The 2,322-nt window shown below is 36.6% G+C and carries 1 protein-coding gene; it reads right to left on the bottom strand.

The features are described from left to right. The coding region (locus AC220I_RS21420) for an ATP-binding protein (RefSeq protein ID WP_486725904.1) at nucleotides 1-2,290 on the bottom strand (2,290 nt) is incomplete at its 3' end. Between the last annotated feature and the right edge of the window lie 32 nt (nucleotides 2,291-2,322).

Genomic DNA, 2,322 nt, shown 5'->3' with positions numbered 1-2,322 from the left:
GTTCTGAAGTGCAGTGAATTTTACCATTCAACTGACTCGTGACGATATTATAGACAATGTTGAGTCCTAAACCGCTCCCGCCCTTATTTCGATTCGTTGTAAAAAACGGATCAAATATTTTAGAAACGTGCTCATTTGATATGCCTTTACCATTATCACTATAATCAATTCTTAAAAGCTGATCATTAAGCGATACGTCAATGGTAATTAGTCCGCCTTCACTGTTTTCAAACCCATGAATAATAGAATTCATCATTAGATTGGTCAATATTTGAGAGAATGCACCAGGGAAGCTCACAATTTCTAAAGCCTTATTACAATTTAATACAATCTGGTGGGAGGCGTTCTTATATTCATGCTTCAAACTCAAGATTGTCGCACTAAAATAATCATATACATTGAACTTGATTCTACCTTCTATGCTTTGTTTAACAGCAATCTCCTTGAAGCTTCTTACAAGTTCTGCCGCACGATTTAAGTTAGTGTTAATAATGGAAATGCTCTCTTGCAGATTCACTATAAATTGAATAAAATCTGATTTTGTGATTTCATTGGCATCGAGTTTGTCGGTTATCTCTCGGGTTAATTTTTCCAAATACGAGCCAGCAGAAACAGAAACGCCAAGAGGGGTGTTTATTTCATGAGATATTCCAGATACCAATGAACCAAGTGAAGCCATTTTTTCTTTTTCAACGAGTTCATCCATGGCCATCCTTAATGCATTGGTTCTTTCTGCTACTTGAATCTCAAGGTTTTCTTTTTCAGTTTCAATCATCCGATTAATTTCATTCTGAGCAAGAATTAATTCAGTAATATCCATATTCGAACCTAATATCATGATGATATTGGATTCATTATCAAGAATCGGCATCAAATTCACATTCAAATAAGTACTAGTCGCATCATTGTTTTTAACTTCATATTGAAAATTCATCTTTTGCTTGGTCTTCTGAATATTGGCGACAACACCAGACCAGTAATCTTTTTCCGCTTGTGTCTCGAATATATCATAAGCGTCTTTTCCAATAACATCCTCTCTCTTTCTGCCAATTGACTTTTCAAAGGAGTTGTTAATCGATATAAACTTACCCTCAGGTGTCAAGCTATAGATCATATTGTCTACATTCTCAACAAGAGCCCTATATTTCTCCTCACTTACCGTAATTTGATGAAAGGTGTCCTTAAGTCGACTGATCATCATATTGAAAGCACTGATCAAATTATCCGTTTCATAGAAGTTAAGGCCGCTAGTCTTTAAACCTGTTTCCCAGTTTCCAACGTTTATTTCTCGAGCAGCAGCTGAAGCATTCAATATTGGACTTATGACTTTAGAAATGGTGAACATGCCCAGAAGTGTTACTACTATTACCAAGACCGCCATTAAAATAATCGTGGTCATCTGTCTCTGCTTAACAAGTCCCATTAAATCACTTTCAGGCAGCACGATTACAATTCTCCAGTCAAGTCCTTTGGGTTCATCAAGTTTTGAAATCAAAGCTAACTGCTTATTATTGACATTATTAATTGTTACCACTTGATCTAATGCGATATTTTGCGACTGAAGAAAACCAGCACTTGACCTTATGAGTTGATTTTGACTATCTACCGCTTGTAGCAATTCGCCTTCAGGAGGATTTGTGGCTGTAATTTTTACATTGGATTCCTCCATTGAGTGCGCAATAATGCGCCAATCACTATCAATAATATAAATAGCGCCATTTCCCTTGGATCTGTCATTCTTTAAAAAGGTATTAATGCCCGATAGCTTAACATCAATATCTGCAACCCCTTTAAAAACGTTTTGCTTATCAAATACCGGCACAAGTGTTGAAAGCGTAGCTTCCATTTTTTCGTCCATATTAATATAGATGTCTGACCACTGAGGTCTTTGATTTTCTTTAACAGGTGCATACCACGGTCTTGATGTGGGGTCATAACCTTCATAAGAACCTACAATTGGATCGTAAATTGTTTCACCATCATATATGTTTAGTAAATCAGTCGTTCGAGAATCTTTAAGCATCAGATCAAACCCTTTTTCATCACTACGTTTCCTATAGCCAATAAAATTACCATTCTCATCGCCATAACTGATTACGCTGATTTGAGGTAAATCTTGACTTAGTGATTTCATGACATCCAAAGTGTAATCTTGAATGGCTTCAGCAGACGCTTGGCCATATAAACCATCCTTTGATATGACCTGCTCATATAACTTGTTAATTCTCAGAGGCTCCGACAACATATAAGTCACCCTTTGCTTAGTGTTGTCGCTCATGGCATGGATCATCTTTCCACCTTGTTCCTTCACAAGCCAATTAT

The organism is Fusibacter sp. (assembly GCF_057447755.1).
Note: the sequence above shows the minus strand (reverse complement) of the source record. Positions and strands in the feature narration are given on the sequence as shown.